Origin of the sequence: Phenylobacterium sp. LjRoot219, assembly GCF_964252995.1 — a bacterium.
Taxonomy (GTDB): Bacteria; Pseudomonadota; Alphaproteobacteria; order Caulobacterales; family Caulobacteraceae; genus Phenylobacterium.
Genome location: NZ_CAXUQI020000001.1, coordinates 2,383,928 through 2,406,027, shown reverse-complemented (window position 1 = coordinate 2,406,027; position 22,100 = coordinate 2,383,928). Strand labels below are relative to the sequence as shown.

Here is a 22,100-nt window from a genome sequence, read left to right as displayed (position 1 = left end):
CGGGGATCTGCAGCCATGACTGCGAAACATAGAGCGCGCCGCGCCGGCGCGATCGTCGCGACCCTTGCCGCCATCGGGCTGGCGGCGCCCTGCGCCTCGCTGGCGAAGCCTGCAACCGTCGTGCAGAACACGCAGCAGGCCAGCGAGAAGGTCACGGTCGTCTCCATCGACCTGGGGACGCGCCATCTGGTCGTGCGCAAGGAGAACGGCGAGACGGCGTCGCTCAAGGTCCCACCGGAGGTGCGGAACCTGGCGAACCTGAAGCCCGGCGACACCATCACGGCGACCTACACCCTGTCGACGGAGTTCGCGCTCTCGCCGCCCAACCAGCCGCTGCCCGCCGACACCGACACCGTCATCGCCGCCAGGGCGAAACAGGGCGACCTTCCGGCGGCGGTCATCGCCAACCGTGTGGTCGTGACCGGCGCGGTGCTGGCCATCGACACCCAGGCCAACACCCTCAAGGTCGTCAGTCCGCAGGGCGGCCAGGTGCACACCTTCGTCGTCGCGAGCCCCGAGGGCCGGCGCGTGATGGGCCAGTTGAAGCCGGGCGACAAGATCACCGCCTACATCACCGAAAGCCTGCTGATCTCGACCGAAGCCAGCTGAGCCAGGGCTTCGGCGCGCTGGCGCCTGATTTGCAGTCCCGCAAGCAGACCGCGCGGGAGGCAGCCATGAGCGTCAGCGGGATCGGCCAGTCGTACAACTACGTCCCGGCCGGGGCGTCCGGCGGCGCATCGGCGCTCGCGGGCGTCCCGAAGCCCAGCGCAGATGACACCCGGCGAGCGGATGCGGGCCAACATGCTCTCCAGCATGGGCCTGGACGAGGCCAAGCTCGCCGGCATGTCCGAAGAGGCGCGCGAGAAGGTCGAGGCCAAGATCCGCGAGATGATCGAAATCAAGGTCCGCGAGGACATGGAGAAGGGCAAGACCGGGGTCGTGGTCGACCAGAAGGTCTAGCCGGGCGGCAAGAGTTACCGGGCGGCCTGAGCTTTTTCCTTGGCGAGCCGCGCGTCCAGCTTCTCCTCAGCCCGCGCCGCGTAGGCGCGGCAGGCGGCCGGGGCGACGAACGGATTGGGCGTGCGGCTGATCGCCAGCGCTCTCAGCTTGGCGTCCATGCCGCTGTTGTCCGGATGGGCGGAAATCAGAATGTCGCAGGGCAGGGCGGCGAGCCGCTGGCCGCTGCGCCGGAAGACCGCCGGCAGCTCTGTGCCGGTGAAGCGGAAGCCGTCCGTCGACACCGGGTTGAGGCTGGCGGCGAACACCAGGTTCAGACACTTGCCGGCCTCGCAGGAACTCCAGGTCCAGCTGGTGCTGCCGGCGGTGTGCCCGGGCGTGAGGCGGGCGGTCACGCTGACGCCGCCGAGCGTCACCGACTGGCCGTCGCCGATTTCGCGGACGCGGGTCACCGCGGGGAAGGCCGCCAGCGAGCCGGACTGCGGATCGTCAGGGCCGACCTGGCCGGCGCGCAGCGCTCTGGCGGTGGGCGGGCTGGCGATCACCGTCGCGCCGCTGTCGCGAGCCAGCGCCGCGGCGCCGCCCGAATGGTCGAAGTGCGGCTCGGTGACCAGGATGTACTTGATGTCGGTGATCTTGACGCCGAGCTGGCGGATGTGCGCCTCGACCGCGGCGACGCCCTGCGGCATCGAGGCGTCGATCAGGATCAAGCCGGCCGGCGTCTTGATCAGCACCACGCTGAGCCCGGCGGTGCCGACGTAGTAGCTGTTCCCCCAGATCCGCAGCGGCGCCTGCGGCGCCAGCCAGTCGGCGGCGTAGGACGAGGCGATCGGCGCGGTCAGCGGGTCGGCGGCGCGATGGGCTTGAGCGGCAGGCGCGAGCAGCGCCGTGGCCGCGGCGGCGATCAGGAGTTTCATCGGGCGGGCTCCCTGGCGGCGGAACTTCAGGAACGCCCCCTCAGTCCGCTTCGCGGACAGCTCCCCCGCTGCGCGGTGGAGCATCTTTCGTCTCCTGATCCTCCACCGCGCAGCGGGGGAGGTGGATCGGCGCGGTACGCGCCGAGGCGGAGGGGGCGTTCACTGTCTGGCGGCCGCCCCCGCCGCGGTCAAGCCGCCTCGGCCGGTTGTGGGCGGATCATCTTCTCCAGCTCGCGGCGGATGCCGGCGTTCGGCTTGTCCAGCGGGAAGTCGTAGACCGCGGTCGAGCCGTAGCGGTGCGGGGCCTGGGGATCGCGCCGGCGCTTGTCGATGGCGATCACCCGGGTGCCGAGCTTGAACGCCTCCTTGATGTCGTGGGTGACCATCAGGATGGTCAGGCCTTTCTCGCGCCAGAGGCCGGTGATCAGCTCGTGCATGTCGAGCTTCACCCCCGGGTCGAGCGCGCCGAACGGCTCGTCGAGTAGCAGGATGCGGGGGTGGGTGACCAGTGCCTGGGCGATCGCCAGCCGCTGCTGCATGCCGCCGGATAGCGCCGCGGGATAGGCGTCGAGGTTGTCGCCCAGGCCCACCAGCCGCAGCATCTCGGCAGCCTCGTCGCGGGCCGAGCGCTTCTTGTCGCGGCACTGGACGCCGAACATCACGTTCTTCAGCACCGTCATGTGCGGGAAGACCGAATAGCGCTGGAAGACCACCCCGCGGTCGGGACCGGGCTCGGGGCACAGCGGCTCGCCGTCCAGGTAGATCCGCCCCCGGCTCGGGGCCTCCTGGCCGAGCACCAGCCGCAGGAAGGTGCTCTTGCCGGCGCCGGACGGGCCGACGATCGAGACGAAAGCCCCTTCGGCGACGTCGAGCGTGACCTTCTCGAGGATGATCTTCTCGCCGTACTCGACCCAGACGTCGCGGAACGACAGCACGCTCATTAGCGGATCCTCTTGGGGTGGGCCCACGGGAAGGCGGTGCGGCTGAGCGAGACCAGCGCCCAGTCCATGATCACCGCGAGGAGCGAGATCCAGGCGACGTAGGGCAGGATCACGTCCATCGCGAGGTAGCGGCGGACCAGGAAGATCCGGTAGCCGAGGCCGACGTCGGCGGCGATCGCCTCGGCCGAGATCAGGAACACCCAGGCCGGGCCGAGCGAGAAGCGCAGGGATTCGATCAGCCGCGGCAGCACCTGCGGCAGGGCCACGCGGACCATGACGATCCAGGTGTTGGCCCCCAGCGTCTGGGCCTTGACCAACTGCTCCTCGGGAATGGCCGCGACCGCCGAGGCCAGGTCGCGGATCATGAAGGGGGTCAGGCCGACGAAGATCAGGGCGATCTTCGAGGTCTCGCCGAGCCCCATGATGATGAACAGGATGGGCAGCACCGCGATCGGCGGGATCACCGCGATGGCGGCGACCAGCGGGCCGAGGCTGGCGCGCACCACCGGCAGGAGGCCGATCGTCAGGCCCAGCACCAGGGTGGTGATCGCCGCCAGGCCGATGCCGGCGCCCAGGCGCTTCAGGCTGGCGACGGTGTCGACCAGCAACGGGACTTCGCCGGTCACCGGATCGGCCTGGAAGCCCATGGTGCGGATCTGATCGGCCATGGCGCTGACGGTCGGCAGGATCTTGTCGGCCGGATTGTCGGCGTGCCGCGCCAGCGAGGAGGCGAGGTAGATCAGGATCAGGATCAGGATCGGCACGATCCCGAGCAGGAGGCGACCGCCCCCACGCGGCCGGACATTGAGTAATCGGGGCATGGGGGCGGTCTCTCTCCGGGGGAGGAAGCTTACGGGACTGAAAAGTTGGGCTTAGAGCTGCCCGGCCGCGGCGGCGGCCACGTAGGTCGGGTCGAACCGCAGCTTCACGTTCTGCGGGTTGCCGAGGATCTTGCCGCCGGTGAACTCGATGCCGATGTCGTCGACCGACTTCGCGCCCTGGCCGAACAGGCCGCTCTCGAAGCTGAACTTCCGCACCCGGTCGGTGGCGGTGACGATCTCCGGCCCGACGACGAAGGCGTGCGCGGCCTTCGGATCGGCGTAGAGGAAAGTGGTCTTCAGCTGGGCTTCGAAGCCGGCCAGATCGGTGCCGGACAGCTTGGCCATCGCCTCGCGGGCGGCCTTGCCGGCGGCGTCGTCCTTGGCCATCAGCGCCATGGTCTCGTACCAGATGCCGGCCAGCGCCTTGCCGAGGTTGGGATTGGCCTTCAACGCGTCGGTCGAGACCACCATCAGGTCCTGGATCTCGCCGGGGATCTTGCTGGAGTTGAAGACCTCCTTCGCGCCGGGCGCCTTGATGACCTCCAGCAGCTGCGGGTTCCAGGTGACCATGGCGTTGGAGCCCGGCGCCGAGAAGGCCGCGACCATGTCGGCGTCGGAGGTGTTCACCAGCTTCACGTCGGACTGCTTCAGCCCGACGCTCTCGAGGCCGCGCGCGAGCAGGTACTGCGAGACCGAAGCCTCGACCAGGTTGACCGAGCGGCCCTTGATGTCGGCCAGCGACCCGGCGTTCTTCAGCACCACGCCGTCATTGCCATTGGAATAGTCGCCGACGATCAGCGCGGTGGAGTCGCGGCCGCCCGCGGCGGGGATCGTCAGCGCGTCCATGTTGGTCGAGGTGACGCCGTCGAGCTTGCCGGCGGTGTACTGGTTCAGGCTCTCGACGTAGTCGTTGATCTGCACGAACTTGATGTTCACGCCGTACTTGTCGGACCACTTCTTCACGATGCCGGCCTGCTCGGCGTAGGGCCAGGGCATCCAGCCGGCGTAGATGGTCCAGCCGATCGTGTATTCCGACTTCGCCGCCGCCGCGTCGGCGGCCTTGTCGGCCGGCTTGCTGCAGCTGGCCAGGCTCAGGCCCACCGCCGCCGTCGCCGCGGCGACCCCCAATGTCTTCAGCCACCGGTACATCTCGATCCCCTTGCGAACCGGCGCGTCCCAGCCGGCTTCGGTATTACTGCGGGGCGTATTCGTAATAATCCAAGCGCCGCAAGCGGGCGCGGGGCGTCTGCTGCGCCGGCGCCGCTTTTCTAGGCGCCGCTGACTGGCGGAGGCTGATCGGCGATCATTTCGCCCCGCGACGGGGGGAATGGCCGGGCCGGGCGCAGCGTCTGCGCCCGGCGGTGATAGCGCCGCTGAGATTCGTAGGCTGCGCCGCACAGCGGCGGCGAAGCGGGGCGGGGGAATAAATCGACCCGCGGCCCCGCCTGAAGGCGCCGCCGCCTAGGCGACGGCGGCGCCCGCTGGGCCTCAGGCGTAGGCGACCCGGGCCGTGCGGCCGGCGGTCGCCAGCGGCTCCATCTCGAGCTGGTCGAGCTCGGCGTCGTCGCGTTCGAACGTGCGCTCGGCGGCCTGGCGGAAGATCGGCGCGAGTTCGCCGCGGGTGGCCGTCTCGTGGGCTTTCGCCTTGCCGGTGTGGCGGCCGTGCCGGTCAAGCAGCCGCCGCCGCGCCGCGGCGAAGGCGTCGCGCACGGCGACGAAGGCGTCCTCGTGGGCGTGGTCGGCGGGCGGATTGCGGGTGATCACCATGTCGCCGAGCCCCGGGCCGGTGACCTGCAGGCGCACGGCGTAGAGCCCGCCTTGACGTCTCTTGCCGCCGCGCCCGGTCACCGCCACCCGGCACGAGCTTATGCGGTCGTAGAAGCGCTCGAGCTTGGCTGCCTCTCGCTCGATGCGCCGGCGGAGCGAGTCGCTCCCTGCCAAGCCGCCCTCGAAGGTGATCTGCAGCGGAACTTGCATTCGCGTCTCCTCTGACAGCGCCCGCGCCCAGGAGCGGCGCGAGCCGCACGACAAGGATTGAAGCTTGGCCGATGAACGGCCTTGCGCGGGATCAAGAAGTCGCGAGGCGGACGATTTTCCACCATCTTGCAAAGGACATGATCTCGACCAGACCTCGCCCTGCTTGCCCGCGATGGTCGCGCCTGTCGGCTGGTCCCCTCCGGCGTGCTCAACGAGCCCCCCAGCCCAAGCGCCGGGGCGGGACCGGTCGGCGCCTTTACGCCGGACACTGGGCGCGACCGGGCGTTTGCTTTATTTGACCGCCCGACGTTCCACAGGAGGCGGATCATGCGTCCCATCACTCTGGCCCTTTGCGCGGGCTTCGCCTTCGCGCCGTTCGCCGCCGTCGCCGCCGCGCCCGCGGCGGGTGGTGCCACCGGCGATGCGCGCTGCCTGATGACGATGGCGGCGATCAGCGGGTCGCAGGACGCCAACCAGGCGCGGCTCGGTCAGGTCGGCGTCGTCTATTTCGCCGGCCGCGTGAAGGCGCAGGATCCGAGTTTCGATTTCGCCACGCGCCTGAAGCCGATCGCCGACGCCATGAACCGCGACGCGATCAATCAGGAAGTGCAGCGCTGCGGCCCGCTGCTGACCAACACGCTGCGCGAGCTCGACAACGCCCAGAAGGCGTTCCCGGCGCAGAAGCCCGCCGCCGGCGCCGGCGGTGCTGCGCCCGCCAAGCCGCCGGCCGGCCAGACTCCGCCGAAGCGCTAGGCCGCCCAGCCGCGGCGTCCGCGGCCCCTTGTGCGACAACCCAGGCGCGGTCTACCGAATGCGCCTGGGTCCAGAGGGGATTTGGCATGAGCGTCACGGCCGAACAGCCGATTCTGATCCTCGACGTCGAGGTGGGGCCGCCGGTGGAGCTTGGGCCCACGGGCGCCGGCGTCCGCCGCTGCATTCCGCTGACCGGCGGACGGGTGTCGGGCGCGATCGAGGGCGAGATCATCCCCGGCGGCGCCGACTGGCAGACCATCCACGACGACGGCGCGCTGCAGATCGAGGCGCACTACGCCTTCCGCACCAAGGACGGAGCGGTGGTCGAGGTGGTCTCCAGCGGCGTGCGCTCCGGCCCGCCGGAAGTGCTGCAACGGCTGGCGGCCGGCGAGATCGTCGATCCGAGCCAGTATTATTTCCGCACGGCGATCCGCCTGCGCACCGGCGCGCCGGAACTCGCCCGTCTCAACCATCGCCTGTACGTGGCGCGCGGCGCGCGCCGGCCGGGCGCGGTGCGGCTCGAGGTCTTCGAGGTCCTTTAGACACCGGGAGCCTCAAACTCCCGCTCTTACCGGCGAAGGCCGGTATCCAGATTCAGCCTGGGCGCTTTCGTGGGTTTCACCTGGGCCCGGCGTTCGCCGGTGAGCGGTTCAGAGCTCTATCCTGCCTTCACCATGTAGCTCCGCCGGGCGTTCAGCGTGCTCGGGTCGAAGCCGGCGATGCGCTTGTAATCGTCGGCGATCGCCTGCCGCTCGGCCATCGGCAGGGCGGCGTCGAGGTCGTCGTCGCGGTTTGGCGCGCGCTGCTCGGCGAGCTCCATCACCTGGTCCGGGCCGTTGGCGCGGTTCATCAGCACGATCCGCTCGGTCGCCGGCCGCCGGTCGGCCTCGTAGCGGGCGAGCGCCTCATCCGGATCGGGCGCGGTCGCCACATGGTAGGCGAAGGCGCGGGCGTCGATGATCCCCTGCGTCGCCCCGTTCGAGCCGATCGGGTACATCGGGTGCGCCGCATCGCCCAGCAGGGTCGCCCGGCCGTGGGCCCAGCGGGGCAGGGGATCGCGGTCGACCATCGGGAAGACGAAGATCTCGCCCGACGAGGCGACCAGCTCCGGCACGTCGACGCCGGGCCAGTTCCATCCCTGATAACGGGGCTCCAGATCGGCGCGCTCGCCGGTCCGGTTCCAATCCTCCTTCGGCGGGGTCTTTGGGTCGGCGTCCGCGGTCTTCAGATCGCAGATCCAGTTCAGCAAGGTCTCGCCGGTCTCCGGATCGTAGCGGATCGGATAGGCGACGAACTTCTGCCGCGCATGACCGGCCCACAGCATCGAGCGGCCGCCCAGCACCTTCCCGACGCGGCTGGTCGAGCGGTAGAGGCTGACGCCGTTCCACTTCGGCAGCCCTTCGTCGGGATAGAACTTCCGGCGCACCGCGGAATGGATGCCGTCGGCCGCCGCCAGCACCTCGGCGCGGTGCGAGCCCGCGGCGGCGCCGCTGCGGTCGCGGAAGTGGGCGACGACGCCGTCCTGCGTGAGCTCCAGGTCGCTCAGCGCGTGGCCGAACCTGACGGCGTCCGGTCCCAGCCGGGTCTGCACGGCGCGCAGCAGCAGCATCTGCAGTTCGCCGCGATGGATGGCGATCTGCGGCCAGTCGTAGCAAGCGGCGAGGCCGCGCGGCTCGCGCCAGATCGGCTTGCCGTGCTTGGTGAGGTAGGCGAGCTCGTCGATTTCGACGCCGGCCGCGCGCAGCTCTGGCAGCAGGCCGAGCTCGGTCAGCTCGCGCATCGCATGCGGCAGCAGATTGATCCCGACGCCGAGCGGCGCCGGCTGGGCGACGGCCTCGAACACCACGCAAGAGACGCCGGCGGCGTGCAGGCTGAGCGCCGTGGTGAGGCCGGTGATTCCGCCGCCGACGATCGCCACCTTCATGAGCCGCTCCCCCTAGCCGCACGGTGATCCGCGCCGGCGCCGAGGTCGGCATAATGGATGCCGTTACAAGTGCAACAAGAAGCGCCGGACGGCGGGCCGTCCGGCGCGAGAGGAGTCCAGATCCCGGAACAGCGGACGCAGCCGCCGCGTCGCGACGGCATCCGGACCGTCCCGGGCGCTGCCTGGACGATTTGTCATACAGCTTCTTTTGCGGCCTGGCGATGGAGGAGCGTCTTGTTGCGCCCTCGGCGGCGTGCAACCTAGTGTGTCGGGGCCGAAGTTCGCCGGCAGGTCATCTGGCCGCGCGGGCATCGGGTCGAAAAAGAACACTAAAAACGAAGACTTGCTCGTATCCGGATCGAATCCGAAGTTTGGCCGGGGCCGCCGCGGCGGCCACACGACCTTCGGCTTCGGGACGCGGGCAGGCGGGGCGGAAATCCAGGATCTCTTGTGAGACAAACAGGTAGTTTGGGCGGACCGGGCGACGAGCCCGGCGAACGGCTGGCCGACCGCGTCTATGGTCAGTTGCTGGCCTTCATCGTCGAGGAGAACCTCGGCCAGGGCGACCGGCTGCCGTCGGAGCACGAACTGAGCCGTCTGACGGGGGTGTCGCGGCCGATCGTCCGTGAGGCGCTGACCCGGCTGCAGGCCGACGGCCTGATCGAATCCCGGCGCGGGGCTGGCTCCTTCGTCCGCCAGCGGCCGGCCGAGCATCAGATCCAGCATCTCCTGCCGGCCCCGGTCCGGGCCCGCCTGGACACCTTCGATGTGCGGATCGCGGTCGAGCCCGCCGCGGCGCGGCTGGCGGCCTTGCACCGCACCGACGCGGAGCTGCAGGCCATCAAGACCGCGACCGCCGCGCTGATCGCCGCGCTGGCGGCGGGCGAGCCGGCCGGCGAACACGATCTCACCTTCCATCGGGCGATCGCCCAGGCGTCGCACAACCCGATGTTCCTGCTGACGCTCGAGACGCTCGACGCCCATGTCGAGGGGCTGATCGTGCCCAGCCTGGCGCTGATCGAGGCGGACGAGCGCGCCAAACGCGTCGAGCTGGAGCACGTCGCGGTCACCGAGGCGATCGAGCGCGGCGAGGCCGAACTGGCCGAGACGGCCATGCGGCTGCACCTCATGCGCGCCCGCAGCCGCGCGGTGGCGATGCGTTGGTAGGGCCTTTGACAAGCCTGTGCATTGGGCCCTAACCACATGGTCAGGGCCACGGTCGAACGCGACCGGCCCATTGCATGAGGCCGCCCCCATAGAAGCGGCCCAGGGAGGATATCGATGTCAGCCGCCGAGCGGGCCGAGCCCGTCGTGAAGAACCATCCGGCGGCGCCCCGCATGGCCGCGATCGCCTTCCTCAACCAGAACATCACGCTGGCCTGCATCTGGGGCTCGTTCAGCGTGGTGCTGGGCGCGGTGGAGACCCGCCTCGGCGTGGGGCGCGAGCTCAGCACGCTGGCGATCCCATTGCTCAACCTGGTGACCGCGGTTCTGGCGGCCATGGTCGGCGTGCTGGCGACGCGGTTTTCGCTGCGGCTCGTGATGCTGGCGGGCGCCGCGCTGGGCACGGCCGGCTTCGCCCTGCTCGCGCTCACGGCCAGCTATCCCCTCTACCTCATCGCCTTCGGCGCGCTGCTCGGCCCGGCGATGGCCATCGCCGTCGTCCTGCCGCCGACCCTGGTGACCCGCTGGTATCAGGTGAACCGCGGCAAGGCGCTGGGGATCATCTCCACGCCGGTCCTGGTCGCGATCATGCCGCTGGCGGCGGCCTGGACGCTCCAGTCCCATGGCCTCGTGGCGACCTACGCCATGCTCGCCGCGCTCGCGGCCGTGAACCTGGTCGCCAACCTGTTCATCATCGACCGCCCGCCGGGCGCGGCGGCGGCGGCGGCCGAGACTGCGGGCGCCCATGGTCCGGTCGGCGACGGCGCGATGAGCACGCCGCAGCTGTTGCGGTCGGTGGGGTTCTGGGCGATGGCGCTCGCGTTCATGGCCTCCGCCGCGAGCTCGATCGTGCTGACCGCCCACATGGTGCCGATGGCGCGCGCCTGGGGCTTCTCCACCACGCTGGCGGCGACGCTGCTCTCCATTCAGGCCTTCGCCGGCATCGCCGGCACCCTGGTGTTCGGCTGGGTGGCGGACCGGCTGGGCGGGGTCCGCGCGCTCGGGCTCGTCGTGTTCGACGCCGCGCTGCTCTGGCTCCTGCTGTTGCTCGAGCTGCCGTTCCCGGCGAAGGCCGTCGTCATCGCCCTGATTGGCCTGCATGGCGCGGGCGCGCTGCCGGTGATGAGCGTGGCGCTCTCGGAGCGGTTCGGCCGCGAGAGCTTCAGCCGTGCGTTCGGCCTGACGAACCTCGTCAACCTGCCGGTCTCGGTCGCCTGCGTTCCGGCCGCGGCCCTAGTCTACACGGCCACCGGCTCCTACGCTGGCGCGATCGTCGGGGTCGCGGCCTTCCTCGGGGTGGCGGGCGCCCTGGTGTTCGCCGCCGGCGCCAGGCACCGGACGGCGCTGCAAGTCTGATCCGGACCGGGCCCGGGGCTATTTGCCCTGGGCTTCGCCGAGGCCGCGGTGCTCCAGCATCGGGCCGATCTCCGGATCCCGGCCGTAGAAGGCGCGGAACATCGGGCCGTAGTCCTCGGTGTGGCCGCGCGAGAGGATCATGTCGCGGAACCGCTGGCCGTTGGCCCGGGTCATGCCGCCGTTCTGCTCGAACCACTTGTAGGAGCTGTCGGCCAGCATCTGGGTCCAGAGATAGGCGTAGTAGCCGGCGGCGTAGCCGTTGCTCCAGATGTGCCGGAAGTAGCTGGTGCGGTAGCGCGGCGGCACGTCGGGGAAGTCGACGCCGCCGGCCTTCAGCGCCTGCTGCTCGAAGGCGTCGACGTCGCCGGCCAGCGCGTCGGGCGCGCCCAGCCGGTGCCACTGCATGTCGAGCTCGGCCGCGGCGATCAGCTCGCCCATCGTGTAGCCCTGGTTGAACTTCGAGGCCGCCTTGATCTTGTCGACCAGCGCTAGCGGGATCGGCTGGCCGGTCTTGTAGTGCACCGCGTAATTCTTCAGCACCTTCGGATCGAGCGCCCAGTTTTCGTTGATCTGGCTGGGGAATTCGACGAAGTCGCGGGCCACGTTGGTGCCCGACAGCGTCGGATAGGTCTGGTCGGCGAAGAGGCCGTGCAGGGCGTGGCCGAACTCGTGGAACAGGGTCGTCACGTCGTCCCAGGAGACCAGCGCCGGCTGGCCGGCCGCGGGCTTGGTGATGTTCGAGACGTTGTAGACCACCGGCTTGGTGCCGAGCAGCTTCGACTGGTTGACGAAGTTGCTCATCCAGGCCCCGCCAGACTTGTTGTCGCGCTTGAAGGGGTCGAAGTAGAACAGCCCGATCAGCTCGCCGTTCGCCTCGTGCACTTCGAAGACGCGCACGTCGGGATGGTAGACCGGTAGGTCGGTGCGCTCCTTGAAGCTCAGGCCGTAGAGCTGGCCGGCGGCGTAGAAGACCCCGTCCTTCAGCACCCGGTCGAGCTGGAAGTAGGGCTTCACCTCCGCCTCATCGAGGTCGTAGCGCGCCTTGCGCACCTTCTCGGAATAGCGCTGCCAGTCCCACGGCTTGAGCTGGAAGCTCTCGCCCGAGGCCTGGATCATCTGCTGGTTTTCGGCGGCCTCGGTCTTCGAGCGGGCGCGGGCGGCCGGCGCCAGCTGGCGCAGGAAGCTTTCCGCGGCCTCCGGCGTGCGGGCCATCTGGTCCTCGAGCACATAGGCCGCATAGCTCGGATAGCCGAGCAGCTGCGCCTTCTCGATCCGCAGCTTGGCGAGCTGGGTGATGGTCGCCCGGGTGTCGGCGTCATTGTCCTGTTCGGCGCGCGTCCAGCTCCGCTCGAACAGCTGCTCGCGCACGCTGCGGTCGGCGAGGTCCTGCAGCAGCGGCTGCTGGGTGGTGTTCTGCAGCGTCAGGACCCACTTGCCCTTGAGGCCGCGCGCTTCGGCGGCGGCCGCCGCGGCGGCGACCTGCTCTTCGCTCAGGCCGGCGAGCTTGGCCTTGTCGTCGATCACCATGGCGCCGCCTTTGTCGGCGGCCAGCAGCTTGTGCTGGAAGGCGGTCTCCAGCGTCGAGAGCTGCTCGTTCAGCGCCTTGAGGCGCGTCTGCTCGGCCGGCGACAGCTTCGCGCCGGAGCGGACGAACTTCTGATGGACGACGGTGAGCAACTGCTGCTGCTCGGCGTTCAGGCCGAGGCTCGCGCGGCGGTCGTAGAGGCTCTGCACCCGCTGGAACAGCTTCGGGTTCAGGTAGATCCAGTCATTGTGCGCCGCGAACTTGGGCGACATCTCCGCCTCGATCTTCTGCAGCCCGTCGCTGGTGTTGGCGCTGGTCAGCGCGTTGAACACCAGGCCGGTCCGCTCGAGCATCTGCCCGGACCGCTCCAGCGCCGCCAGCGTGTTGTCGAAGGTCGGCGCGGCCGGGTTCTCGGCGATCTCGGTGACCTCGGCCTTGTGGCGGGCCATGCCGGCCTCGAACGCCGGCTTGAAGTCGGCCTCGGTGATCTTGTCGAACTGCGGCGCGTGCAGGAACAGGGGGCTGGCGGCTTCGAACACGGTTCCGGGCGCTCCGGCGCTGGGCTTGGCTGGCGCGCTGGCCGGCTGAGGGGCGGCGGGCGCGGCGATGGCGGCGCCGGTCAGGATCGCGCACGCTGAGGCGCCGAGAAAGAGCGAACGGATCGGATGCATCAAGGTCTCCCTGGCGGCCGCCGGCCGCCGGCGGGCGACGTCACAATTGGCGTAACATTCGCCCGGCCGCAACTGCCGCCGAAGACCTCAGGGGCGAGTTCAGCCGCTGATCACCCATTCGGCCACATAGGCCTGGGCTTTGCGCGCCAGAACCGGCGGGCCGGAGAAGTAGAACTCGCTGCCGAACCAGGATCTTTGCTCGCGCCAGGCGAGGGGGCCGGTGTCCTCGGTGCGCAAGATCTTGCGCAACTCGTCGCGTTTGGCTTTCGGGACGAAGACGACGTAGGTGGCGTCAGACATCGGGTTACTCGGTTCCAGCGCGGTCAGGAGACCGCGAGTCGGCCCTTCCATAGGGTTAACGATCGCGTGAGCCGCAGGCCAGGGCGAAGGGGCCGCGGCTTGCCAAGGGCGGTCAGGCACGCGAAACAAGGAGCGGGTGACCAACGTGGGGCGCGGCGGCTAAGAGCGGGGGCATGGATCCGGCGAGTGCGGAGCAAGCGTTGGCCCCGTTCGAGGCGCGCATCGCCGGCTGGCTGACGGTCGGCTTCTTCCTCGACATCGCCTTCCTCGGGCGCATGGACGCGCCGGTGCTCGACGCCCTGCTGGTGGCAGGCGTGATGGAGGCCAACCTCAATCGCCTGAACCGCGATCCCGAGCTGCAGGCGGCGCACAGCGGCCTGGACAGCGCGCCGCCGGACGATCTGCGTCGCCCGGTCAGCATCAATGCCCTGGCCGGCTCGCTGCGCCTGCCGTTCGAGACGGTGCGGCGGCATGTGAACCAACTGGTCCGCCAGGGCGTCCTGGTCAGCACGCCGCAGGGCGTCTACGTGCCGGTCGAGGTGGTCGTCTCGCCGCGGTTCATCGGCATCATGCGGGCGCGCTACCAACGCGTGGTGCAGTTCTATGGCGACCTGGAGCTCGCCGGCGCCGTCGAGCCGCTGGCGACGCCGTTCCTGCCGGTCGACCATCCGGACGCGCCGATCCGCGCGGTCGGCCGGATCCTCTCGGACTATTTCTTTCGCACGCTCGACGCCCTGCACCGGCGGGTGCCGGATCCCTTGACGGTGATCGTCATGCTCGAGGTGGTCCGATCGAGCACCGAGCATTTCCAGGCGTCGCAGGCGATCGCCGCGATGCGCGGCGGCTGGATCTCGGACGCCGAACGCACGCCGGTGCGGGTGGCGCACCTGTCGCGCCGATTGGGCATTCCCTACGAAACCACCCGCCGCCACGTGGGGTGGCTGGTCGAGCAGGGGATCTGCCGGCGCGTCGGCAATGGCGTGCTGCAGGCGGCGGCTTATCGGGAGAACGACACGGCGCTGTCCGCGGCCGACAATCTCGTCAACATCCGCCGCCTGTACCGGCTGATCGGCGCCTTGCGCGGCGGCGAGGCCGAGGCGGCGTCGGCCCAATCCGCCAGGCCCTAACCCGGCCAGAGCGATCAAGACAGCGAGGCGACCACCAGGCGTTCGACCATCGGCGCGGCCGGGGCGGGCGCGGGGCGCCGGGCCGGATCCTGGATCATCACCCAGTTGAACGGGTCGCCGTCGACCTGGCGCTGGCGCCAGCGGTAGCCGGTCTGATCCCACGGCTTGACCCACGGCGACATGTTGTCGAGCACGAACTCGCCTTCGCTGGTGGCGACCAGCAGCACCGCGTGGGTCTCGCCTTGCGGCGTGACGACGATGCCGATGTTCAGCGCTTCGCGCGGCAGGCCGTCGGCGATCAGGGCGCGCTGCTTCTCCAGCACATAGTCCTCGCAGTCGCCCTTGCGCACGCCGTAGGCGATCGGCGTCGCCCAGTAGTCGACCCGGCCATAGGTGGCGATGTCGGTGGTGGCCCGGAAAGCGCGGTTGACCTTGTCGTTCACCCGGTTGAGCCGGGCCCACAGCTGCGAACTCATCCGCGGCGTGGACGCCTCCATGTCCAGCGGGCGCAGGATCGCCGGCGTCAGGGCGTCGGTCGGGGCCAGCGCCACGGCCGTCGCCGGGGTCAGCGTTGCGGCCGGCGGCGTCGCCGCGGTCATGGCGGCGGTGTTCGAGGCGCGCGAGGCCGAGGTGGCGGCCGGCGGGTTGGACGCCAGGGCGGCCAAGGCGGTCGGGGTGGCGGCGGCGAGCAGGGCGGCGCGCTCGGCCTTGGCTTTGGCGACCCCGGCGAGCACGGTTTGCGGCGCGGCGCCGCAGTCCCCGGGCTGGCGCTGGCAGAAGTCGAGGTACTCCGCTGGCGGCATGGCGCTCGCCCCAAGCGGCATGGCGGCTCCAGGTTGCGGCGCCGCTTGCGCAGCGGCGGCCGTCAGCCAGAGACCAGCGGCGAGGGTCGCCCCGCGAAGGATCCCATTCTGAAACACCACACCATCACCTGAACTGTTGTTCTCGGGTGTAGTGTGGGTTTGGCCCGTTAAACCGGGCTCTACTGAGGTGGTTAGTCTCTATTGAACCTTGAAGGTTAACGAGACTTAACGGTGAATGCTGTAAACTCCGATTGAACGCATGTGGTTAATTCGCGTTGTGACTCCTTTTCTCCCCATTGGAGAGTGGTCGTGGGGTGACTCGCGGAACGCTATTCCGTCCTTCGCTGCGCTGCGATATGGTCCCGCCACCGAGGGGCGCTGCTGGAGTTTCTGAAATATGCGAGCGTTGACGTGGCTGGCGGCGTGCCTGGTCGTCTGCTTTGGCGTTGTCGCCGGGTTGGCGCCGCAAACGGCGCATGCGCAGGAGGAGGCCACGCGCGTGGTCCCGCAGTATCGCCTTGGCTCTTCAGACAAGATCCGGGTGATCACCTTCGGCGAAGAAGCGCTGAGCGGCGAGTTCCTGATCGGCGGCTCGGGCAAGGTCTCCCTGCCGCTGGTCGGCGAGGTGCAGGCTGCTGGGCTGACCATCCCGGAGTTCCAGACCGAGGTCGAGACCGCGCTGAAGAACGGCTACCTGAAGGATCCGCGCGTCAGCGTCGAGGTGCTGACCTATCGCCCGTTCTACATCCTGGGCGAGGTGCAGAAGCCCGGCGAATATCCCTACAGCAACGGGCTGACGGTGCTGAACGCGGTGGCCACGGCGAACGGCTTCACCTACCGCGCGAACAGCAAGAAGGTGTACATCAAGCGCACCGACAGCGCCGCAGAGGAGGAGTTCCCGCTCACCAGCGCGACGCCGGTGGCGCCCGGGGACACCATCCGCATCGGCGAACGCTTCTTCTGAACCCGCACGCGCCGGTGGTCCCAGCGTGACCCCCGGCGCGACGATCTTCGTCGTCAGCATGCAGGCGGTCGCCGGGCCAGAGAACGCCGATCCCGACGGCCGCTGCTACGATCTGCTGGTCTTTGCCCGCGCCGCGACCGAGGCCGAGGCCGAGGCGGTCGCCCACCGCGGCCTGGCGCAACTCGGCTGGATCGAGGCGCAGGCGTTGCGCAGCGGCGAGATCACCGATCCGGACGCGGTGCCCGATGATTTCCGGCGTAGCTTCGAGACCGCCCAGGCCGTCGGCTGCGCGGTGATCGTCTACGACGAGCCCTAGATCCTGTCCCGCCTGCTCATCCACTCGCGTGATCATCGCGAGTGGGAAGGGCTCTAGGCGGCGGGCTCACGCCCGCGCGTAGGCGTCCTCGAAGCGGACGATGTCGTCCTCGCCGAGATAGGCTCCCGACTGCACCTCGATCAGGTTGAGCGGCACCTTGCCGGGATTGCCCAGCCGGTGGGTCGAGCCGAGCGGGATGTAGATGCTCTCGTTCTCGGCCAGCAGCCGGGTCTCGCCGTCGAGGTGAACCTCGGCCGTCCCGTTCACCACCACCCAGTGCTCGGCCCGGTGGAAGTGCTTCTGCAGCGAGAGTTTGTGCCCTGGGTTGACGGTGATCCGCTTGACCTGGAACCGCTCGCCCTCGGACACGCCCTCGTAGGAGCCCCACGGGCGATAGACCCGGCGGGTCTGCACCGCGCTGGCGTGGTTGGCCGCGCGCAACCGCTCGACGACGGTCTTCACGTCCTGGTCCTTGTGCCGGTTGGCGACCAGCACGGCGTCGGGGGTGGCGACGATGATCAGGTCCTCGACGCCGACCGCGGCGATCAGCGGCCCCTCGGTGCGCAGGTACGAGCCGCGGGTGTCGACGGTCAGCACGTCGCCGATCTCGACATTGTCGGCGAGGTCCTTGCCGGCCAGCTTCCACAGCGCCGACCAGGCGCCGACGTCGCTCCAGGCGAAGGTCGAGGGCACGACCGCGGCCTTGGCGGTCCGCTCCATCACCGCATAGTCGATCGAGATCGACGGGCTCTTGGCGAAGGCGTCGGGATCGAGCCGCAGGAAATCCATGTCGCGCTGGGCGGCGTCGAGGGCGGCGCGCACCGCGGCGAGCACCGCCGGTTCGTGGGTCTCCAGCTCGGCGATCACCGACTTGGCCGGCAGCAGGAAGATGCCGCTGTTCCAGGAATAGCGGCCGTCGGCCAGATAACCCTCGGCGGTCGCCAGGTCCGGCTTCTCGACGAAGGCGTCGACCTTGTGCGCAGCGCCGGTCAGGGTCGCGCCGGCGCGGATGTAGCCGTAGCCGGTCGCCGGGCTGTCGGGCTGGATGCCGAACAGCACCAGCGCGCCGCCTTCGGCGGCTGGCACGCCGGCGTCGATCGCCGCCAGGAAGCCGGCGGCGTCGGGCACGGCGTGGTCGGCGGGCATCACCAGGATCAGCGCGTCGGGGTCCTGCTGGCTGGCGATCAGCGCCGCGGCGGCGACCGCCGGGGCGGTGTTGCGGGCGACCGGCTCCAGCACGATCGTCGGCTGGCGCTGGCCGATCTCGCGCAACTGCTCGGCGATGACGAAGCGGTGCTCGGCGTTGGCGATCACCGTCACCGGATGGAACCGGGCCGGATCGGCGACCCGCTGCGCGGTGTCCTGCAGCATGGTGCGCTCGCCGGCCAGCGGCAGCAGCTGTTTGGGGAAGCTCTCGCGCGACAGCGGCCATAGCCGCGAGCCCGAACCGCCCGACAGGATCACCGGAAAGATCTTCGCCGACATAGGCTTCTCACCCCGTCTGCGCCTGACGCGCAACATTGGAGCCTACTCATAGCCACAACTTAGTCCTCTGGCGAAGCCGCGCCGCCGTCGAATGACAGCCGATGCGTGCGGCGGGAGGTGACCGCGGTCGGCGGCGCGGGCTATCAGGGCGCAGAACCCTTCTTACGGAGCGCCATGCCGGCCCCCTTCGCAACCCTCGCCGCGGCCGCGGCCTGGTACGACGCCTGGCTCGTCGAGGCGGCCTTGCCGCTCTGGGCCGCCGCCGGCCGAGATTCCGCGCGCGGCAGTTTCCGCGAGGCGCTGACGCTGGCCGGCGAGCCCTGGTCCGCGCCCAGGCGGGCGCGCGTGCAGACGCGGCAGGTCTGGGTCTACGCCACGGCGGCGGCCGCGGGGCTGGGCGCGGCCTATGGCGCGCAGGCCAAGGCGGCCTACGGATTCTATCGCGCGCACTACCTGCGCCCGGACGGCCTCTTCGCCCGCGCCGCGGCGGACGACGGCCAGATCACCGATCCGGCCGCCTTGTTGTACGAGCAGGCCTTCTCCCTGCTGGCCATGGCGGCGCTGGAGGGGCTCGAAGCGGGCGCAGGCGCAGCCGACGCCGCGGCGCTGCGGACGGCGCTGGCGCCGATGCGCCATCCCGCCGGCGGCTTTCGCGAGACCGGCGCGCAGCCGTTCCAGGCCAACGCGCACATGCACCTGCTGGAAGCCGCGCTCGCCTGGGAGGAGACCGGCGCGGCCGGTTGGGCGGCGCTGGCCGACGAGATCGCCGAGCTGGCGCTCGCCCGGTTCATCGACGCCGAGAGCGGCGCGATCCGCGAATTCTTCGACGCCGAGTGGCGCGCGCTGCCGGATGCGGCGGGCGGGCTGCTGGAGCCGGGCCACCAGTTCGAATGGGCCTGGCTGCTGAACCGCTGGGGCCGGGCGCGGGGGCGGCCGGAGGTTCGCGCGGTGGCCGAGCGGCTGTATGCGACCGGGCTGCGCGGGGTGGACGCCCGCGGCGTCGCGGCCGGCGCGCTATGGGCCGACCTCGGCGTGCGCGAGCAAACGGCCCGCCTCTGGGCGCAGACCGAACATCTGAAGGCGGCGCTGGCGTTCGGCGGCGAAGCCGAGGCGCTGCGCGCGGCGCAGGCGCTGGCGCTTTATCTGGAGACCCCGCGACGCGGGACCTGGCGCGACAAGCTGCGGGCCGACGGCGGCTTCGTCGAGGAGCCGGCCCCGGCGACCTCGTTCTATCACCTCGTGGGCGCGATCCTGCCGCTGCGGCGGGCGGCTGGCCTGTAGGTCTCTCCCCTTGCGGAGAAGGTGTCAGCCGGAGGCTGACGGATGAGGGGTCGAAGATCGCGTCCGCCTCGAAAGCTTTGCCGCAGATCCGAGAGTTCTGAGAAACCCCTCATCCGACCCGCTTCGCGGGCCACCTTCTCCCGCAAGGGGAGAAGGGCCAGTGAGTTCGTGGCCTAGGGACACCCGGCCTTCAGCACGTCCACCTTCGGCCCCGCCACCCGGAACACCGCGTAGCGGGTCCAGCGGCTGCGGCCGTCGCCGCGGTCGAGCACGCCCAGCGGCTGCACCTTGGCGAAGCAGCGCTGCAGGTCCTCGGCCTTGGTCCGGCGGGCGAGGTCCAGCACCAGGCCGGGACCGGTCAGGTCGGCGCCCTTCTGCCAGTCGAAGTAGCGCTGGCGGTCCGCAATCTGGACGATCGGGGCCTGGATCCGGCCCGGGATGTCGAGCTGGGCGGCGACGCCGTAACTCTTCGTCCCGACCCAGGTCGCGCCCTGGGCGAGCCGCATCGTCTCGAGGTCCTGGGAAAGCTCGGGCCAGGCGCGCAGGTGCAGCGCCGGATCGGAATCGCCGAGCCGCGGGGAGGGCGTCGCCAGGTGGATCAGCGCCAGGGCCGACAGGCCGAAGCCGAGGATCGGGACCGCGCGGCGCACCCAGGGGCGGCTGCGCTCGGCGGCGTAGGCGGCGCAGATCACCAGGGCCCCGAAGGCCGGCACCGGCCAGTGGCCCTGGACCCGGGCGTGCAGGCTGTGGGCGGCGAGGTAAAGGATAAAGGGCGCCGCCACCGCGATCGGCAGCAGCACCGCTAGGTCAGGGTCGGTCCTGCGCGCCTTCCAGCCGCGGGCCACGCCGCGGGCCGCCAGCACGGCGATGATCGGGTTGAGCAGCAGGAACTGGGTGACCAGGAACTCCGGCACGCGCTCGAGGTGCAGCGCCTTGGCGCCGACGCGGCCGAACTGCTTCTCGAAGGTCATCCAGTCGTTGGCCGCGTTCCAGACCACGTTCGGCGCGAACACCAGCACGGCGACGACGGCGGCGAGCCATGGCCAGGGCTTCGCCAGCTGTTTCAGGCCGCCCGGCGCCAGCAGCAGCCAGACGAAGACGCCCGGCGCGAGGAACAGGCCGGAGTATTTGGAAAGGCAGGAGAGGCCGGCGGCCGCGCCGGCGCCGAGCCACCAGCGGCCGTCGCCGCTCTGGTGCTGGCGGGCCAGGCACCAGACGGCGAGCGTCCAGAACAGGCAGGCCGGGGTGTCGGGCGTGGCCAGCAGCCCGCCGAGCGCCACGGTGAAGGTCGCGTTGTACCAGAGGGCGGCGCGCTCTCCGGTCGCCTGCGATAGGTCGAGCCGGCGGGCGAGATCGCCGACCAGCCAGGTCGTCAGGCCGGTGGCCAGCGCCGGGACCAGCCGCGCGCCGAGCGCGGTGTCGCCGGCGACCAGCTGGCCGAGCCAGATCCACCAGGCGATCATCGGCGGATGGTCGAGGTAGCCCGCCTGCAGGTGCTGGGCCCACAGCCGGTAGTAGGCCTCGTCCTCGGTCAGCGGGATCGCCGCGGCGGCGAGCAGCCGCACGACCGTCACCGCGGCGACGATCAGCCAAAGGCGGCTGGGCGTGCGGGCGGCGTCGGGGCTCACCACACGGCCTTGGAGGTGGTGACGTAGTTCCAGGCGGCGGCGACGACGGCGCCGGCGATGCCGGCGACCCACCAGGCCGGGCCGCGCTCGTAGACCATGGTGGCGACGGCGACGTTGGCGGCCAGCGGCACGCTGCACAGCACGACGAACTTGCCGTAGCCGACCAGCAGGCCGACGCCACGCTTGCGGCGGTCGCGGTAGGTGATCGTGTTGTTGAGCAGGTAGTTCGAGGTCATCGCCCCGACCGCCGCGGCGGTCTGGGCGCCGGCGAAGCCGACGTGCAGCAGGCCGCGCAGGATGGCGAGGTGGACGATCACGCCGCTCGCGCCGACCAGGGCGAACATCAGGAAGCGCGGTGAGATCGTGTCGCGGGTGAGCTTGGCGGTGAGCAGGCCCAGGTACTGCAGCACCACGGCGTTATCGAGCTTGCTGTCACCGGCCTCGCGGGCGCGGAACTGGTAGGGCAGCTCGATGAACCGCGGCGGCTCGTCCTGGCAGGCGAAGATGTCGAACAGGACCTTGAAGCCGGCGGTGTCGAGCTTGGGCGCGACCTGTTCGACCAGCTCGCGGCGCAGCATGAAGAAGCCGCTCATCGGGTCGGTCAGCGGCGCGCGCAGCACCTTCTGGCCCAGCCAGTTGGCGAAGCGGCTGCCGGCCTCGCGGGTGGCGCCGAGCGCCGAGGCGTCGGCGTCGGCGCCGCCGACGTAGCGGCTGCCGACCACCAGTTCGGCGCGGTCCTCGCGCAGGGCGTCGAGCATCTGCGGCAGCAGGCGCTCGTCGTGCTGCATGTCGCCGTCGATCACCGCGACGTAGGGCGCAGCCGAGGCCAGGGCGCCTTCGATCACCGCCCCGGCCAGGCCGCGGCGGCCGATCCGGTGCAGGCATTCGATGCGGCTGTCGTGGGCGGCGATCGCCTTCACCACGCCGGCGGTGCCGTCCGGCGAATCGTCGTCGACGAAGATCGCCTGCCAGGCGACGCCCTGCAGCGCCGCGTCGAGCTTGCGGATCAGCGGCGCGACGTTGGCCGCTTCGTTGAAGGTCGGGATGACGACCGTGAGCTCCAGCCCGCGGTCGTGGCCGGCGGGGCTGGCGGCGTCCTGCGGGCGGCTGGCGTGGCCCGCGGTCTGCTGCGGCAAGTTACCCTCCATGGGCGTCAGGCGCGCCGGCCCTTAAGGCCGACGCGGGCGGGA

The 22,100-nt window shown here is 70.4% G+C and carries 22 protein-coding genes; 10 read left to right on the top strand and 12 right to left on the bottom strand.

The features are described 5' to 3' along the window. Positions 1-15 precede the first annotated feature (15 nt). The gene (locus ACSQ14_RS11845) at positions 16-609 is read left to right on the top strand and encodes a hypothetical protein (protein WP_436012926.1); all 594 of its coding nucleotides are present in this window, start codon (positions 16-18) and stop codon (positions 607-609) included. 162 nt (positions 610-771) lie between these two features. After that, positions 772-960, top strand: a complete 189-nt coding sequence (locus ACSQ14_RS11840; RefSeq protein WP_436012924.1) for a hypothetical protein — start codon at positions 772-774, stop codon at positions 958-960. Between the two features lie 14 nt (positions 961-974). Here ACSQ14_RS11840 and bla read toward each other — a convergent pair whose 3' ends face one another. The 5 genes from bla to ACSQ14_RS11815 form a co-directional block, all read right to left on the bottom strand. Beyond that, on the bottom strand, positions 975-1,874 hold the full coding sequence (gene bla / locus ACSQ14_RS11835; protein ID WP_436012922.1) for a subclass B3 metallo-beta-lactamase: 900 nt from the start codon (positions 1,872-1,874) through the stop codon (positions 975-977). A 188-nt stretch (positions 1,875-2,062) separates the two neighbouring features. Beyond that, the gene (locus ACSQ14_RS11830) at positions 2,063-2,815 is read right to left on the bottom strand and encodes an ABC transporter ATP-binding protein (protein WP_436012921.1); all 753 of its coding nucleotides are present in this window, start codon (positions 2,813-2,815) and stop codon (positions 2,063-2,065) included. Further along, positions 2,815-3,636, bottom strand: a complete 822-nt coding sequence (locus ACSQ14_RS11825; protein ID WP_436012919.1) for an ABC transporter permease — start codon at positions 3,634-3,636, stop codon at positions 2,815-2,817. Before ACSQ14_RS11825 ends, ACSQ14_RS11830 begins: the two co-directional genes overlap by 1 nt. A gap of 51 nt (positions 3,637-3,687) precedes the next feature. After that, positions 3,688-4,785 carry a putative urea ABC transporter substrate-binding protein gene (locus tag ACSQ14_RS11820; protein WP_436012917.1) on the bottom strand — a complete coding sequence of 366 codons (1,098 nt, stop codon included), beginning with the start codon at positions 4,783-4,785 and terminating at the stop codon, positions 3,688-3,690. 339 nt (positions 4,786-5,124) lie between these two features. Continuing rightward, the gene (locus ACSQ14_RS11815; RefSeq protein ID WP_436012914.1) at positions 5,125-5,613 is read right to left on the bottom strand and encodes an HPF/RaiA family ribosome-associated protein; all 489 of its coding nucleotides are present in this window, start codon (positions 5,611-5,613) and stop codon (positions 5,125-5,127) included. A gap of 327 nt (positions 5,614-5,940) precedes the next feature. Here ACSQ14_RS11815 and ACSQ14_RS11810 point away from each other — a divergent pair, with 327 nt between their 5' ends. Then, positions 5,941-6,366 (top strand): hypothetical protein, encoded by a 426-nt coding sequence (locus tag ACSQ14_RS11810; RefSeq protein ID WP_436012912.1) that lies wholly within the window; start codon positions 5,941-5,943, stop codon positions 6,364-6,366. A gap of 86 nt (positions 6,367-6,452) precedes the next feature. Next, positions 6,453-6,908: a DUF3237 domain-containing protein gene (locus ACSQ14_RS11805; RefSeq protein ID WP_436012910.1), complete on the top strand. Its 456-nt coding sequence runs from the start codon at positions 6,453-6,455 to the stop codon at positions 6,906-6,908. A gap of 116 nt (positions 6,909-7,024) precedes the next feature. On the opposite strand, the gene ACSQ14_RS11800 is transcribed toward ACSQ14_RS11805, so the two are convergent. Then, on the bottom strand, positions 7,025-8,290 hold the full coding sequence (locus ACSQ14_RS11800; RefSeq protein ID WP_436012908.1) for a flavin-dependent oxidoreductase: 1,266 nt from the start codon (positions 8,288-8,290) through the stop codon (positions 7,025-7,027). 468 nt (positions 8,291-8,758) lie between these two features. On the opposite strand from ACSQ14_RS11800, the gene ACSQ14_RS11795 reads away from it, so the two are divergent. Together ACSQ14_RS11795 and ACSQ14_RS11790 are read left to right on the top strand one after the other, a co-directional pair. Then, on the top strand, positions 8,759-9,457 hold the full coding sequence (locus ACSQ14_RS11795) for a FadR/GntR family transcriptional regulator (RefSeq protein WP_436012906.1): 699 nt from the start codon (positions 8,759-8,761) through the stop codon (positions 9,455-9,457). Between the two features lie 114 nt (positions 9,458-9,571). After that, positions 9,572-10,810: an MFS transporter gene (locus ACSQ14_RS11790; protein WP_436012904.1), complete on the top strand. Its 1,239-nt coding sequence runs from the start codon at positions 9,572-9,574 to the stop codon at positions 10,808-10,810. An 18-nt stretch (positions 10,811-10,828) separates the two neighbouring features. Here ACSQ14_RS11790 and ACSQ14_RS11785 read toward each other — a convergent pair whose 3' ends face one another. Together ACSQ14_RS11785 and ACSQ14_RS11780 are read right to left on the bottom strand one after the other, a co-directional pair. After that, positions 10,829-13,006, bottom strand: coding sequence for a M3 family metallopeptidase (locus tag ACSQ14_RS11785; RefSeq protein ID WP_436012902.1), 2,178 nt, complete (start codon positions 13,004-13,006; stop codon positions 10,829-10,831). A gap of 99 nt (positions 13,007-13,105) precedes the next feature. Beyond that, complete coding sequence (locus ACSQ14_RS11780; RefSeq protein ID WP_436012900.1) at positions 13,106-13,306, bottom strand: hypothetical protein; 201 nt, start codon at positions 13,304-13,306, stop codon at positions 13,106-13,108. A gap of 173 nt (positions 13,307-13,479) precedes the next feature. Here ACSQ14_RS11780 and ACSQ14_RS11775 point away from each other — a divergent pair, with 173 nt between their 5' ends. Continuing rightward, positions 13,480-14,433, top strand: coding sequence for a hypothetical protein (locus ACSQ14_RS11775; RefSeq protein ID WP_436012898.1), 954 nt, complete (start codon positions 13,480-13,482; stop codon positions 14,431-14,433). A gap of 14 nt (positions 14,434-14,447) precedes the next feature. Here ACSQ14_RS11775 and ACSQ14_RS11770 read toward each other — a convergent pair whose 3' ends face one another. Continuing rightward, complete coding sequence (locus ACSQ14_RS11770) at positions 14,448-15,257, bottom strand: transglutaminase-like cysteine peptidase (RefSeq protein ID WP_436012896.1); 810 nt, start codon at positions 15,255-15,257, stop codon at positions 14,448-14,450. A gap of 376 nt (positions 15,258-15,633) precedes the next feature. Here ACSQ14_RS11770 and ACSQ14_RS11765 point away from each other — a divergent pair, with 376 nt between their 5' ends. Together ACSQ14_RS11765 and ACSQ14_RS11760 are read left to right on the top strand one after the other, a co-directional pair. Next, on the top strand, positions 15,634-16,200 hold the full coding sequence (locus tag ACSQ14_RS11765) for a polysaccharide biosynthesis/export family protein (RefSeq protein WP_436012894.1): 567 nt from the start codon (positions 15,634-15,636) through the stop codon (positions 16,198-16,200). 25 nt (positions 16,201-16,225) lie between these two features. Then, a complete protein-coding gene (locus tag ACSQ14_RS11760) occupies positions 16,226-16,516 on the top strand; it encodes a hypothetical protein (RefSeq protein ID WP_436012892.1) in 291 nt (96 codons plus the stop codon). A 66-nt stretch (positions 16,517-16,582) separates the two neighbouring features. Here ACSQ14_RS11760 and ACSQ14_RS11755 read toward each other — a convergent pair whose 3' ends face one another. Continuing rightward, complete coding sequence (locus ACSQ14_RS11755) at positions 16,583-18,001, bottom strand: mannose-1-phosphate guanylyltransferase/mannose-6-phosphate isomerase (protein WP_436012890.1); 1,419 nt, start codon at positions 17,999-18,001, stop codon at positions 16,583-16,585. Between the two features lie 174 nt (positions 18,002-18,175). Between ACSQ14_RS11755 and ACSQ14_RS11750 the strand changes: the two genes are divergently transcribed. Next, the gene (locus ACSQ14_RS11750) at positions 18,176-19,282 is read left to right on the top strand and encodes an AGE family epimerase/isomerase (RefSeq protein WP_436012888.1); all 1,107 of its coding nucleotides are present in this window, start codon (positions 18,176-18,178) and stop codon (positions 19,280-19,282) included. Between the two features lie 173 nt (positions 19,283-19,455). Here ACSQ14_RS11750 and ACSQ14_RS11745 read toward each other — a convergent pair whose 3' ends face one another. Together ACSQ14_RS11745 and ACSQ14_RS11740 are read right to left on the bottom strand one after the other, a co-directional pair. Then, positions 19,456-20,910 carry an ArnT family glycosyltransferase gene (locus ACSQ14_RS11745; protein ID WP_436012886.1) on the bottom strand — a complete coding sequence of 485 codons (1,455 nt, stop codon included), beginning with the start codon at positions 20,908-20,910 and terminating at the stop codon, positions 19,456-19,458. Continuing rightward, positions 20,907-22,046, bottom strand: a complete 1,140-nt coding sequence (locus ACSQ14_RS11740; RefSeq protein WP_436012884.1) for a glycosyltransferase family 2 protein — start codon at positions 22,044-22,046, stop codon at positions 20,907-20,909. The genes ACSQ14_RS11745 and ACSQ14_RS11740 overlap by 4 nt, the downstream gene beginning before the upstream one ends. Positions 22,047-22,100: the final 54 nt, after the last annotated feature.